The organism is Bradyrhizobium sp. GCM10028915 (assembly GCF_042666195.1).
Taxonomy (GTDB): Bacteria; Pseudomonadota; Alphaproteobacteria; order Rhizobiales; family Xanthobacteraceae; genus Bradyrhizobium; species Bradyrhizobium canariense_D.
Genome location: NZ_JBHTFN010000064.1, coordinates 1 through 694 on the forward strand (window position 1 = coordinate 1; position 694 = coordinate 694).

Here is a 694-nt window from a genome sequence, read left to right on the forward strand (position 1 = left end):
GTCACCACGATGAAGCCGTTCTCGGGATCGGAGACGGCGCCGTCGTCGATCTTGAGCAGCTTCTTGAGATGGATCAGCGGCAGCAGCTTGTTGCGCAGCCTGAGGACCGCGGTGTCCTTGATGCGCTCGATGCGGTGCTCCGAGTTGGCGCGGGCCCGCACCAGCTCGACCACGGAGAGCTGCGGGATCGCAAAGCGGTCGCCGGCGGCTTCCACGATCAGCGCGGAGACGATGGCGAGCGTCAGCGGGATCTTGATGGTGACGGAGGAGCCTTCACCGGCGACCGACTTGATGTCGATGGTGCCGCCGATCTGGTCGATATTGGTGCGCACCACGTCCATGCCGACGCCGCGTCCCGACACCGAGGTGATGGCGGCCGCGGTCGAGAAGCCCGGCGCGAAGATGAACTTGTGGATCTGGGCTTCGCTCATCTTCTCGAGCTCGGCCTCGGTGACCAGACCTGAGGAGATCGCCTTGGCCTTGATCCTGTCGGTGTTCAGGCCACGGCCGTTGTCGGCGATGCAGATGATGATGTGGCCGCCCTCGTGATAGGCGGACAGGCGAATGGTGCCCTGCTCGCCCTTGCCGCGGGCGAGACGCTCGGCCGGGGTCTCCAGGCCATGGTCGGCGGAGTTGCGCACCATGTGGGTGAGCGGGTCCTTGATCAGGTCGAGCACCTGGCGGTCGAGCTCGG

1 protein-coding gene is annotated in these 694 nt (G+C 65.9%); it reads right to left on the reverse strand.

Features of this window, described 5'->3' with window-relative positions; genetic code table 11:
* Positions 1-694 (reverse strand): chemotaxis protein CheA (locus ACFQX9_RS29785; protein ID WP_377791301.1); only part of this gene is annotated, 694 nt, incomplete at both ends.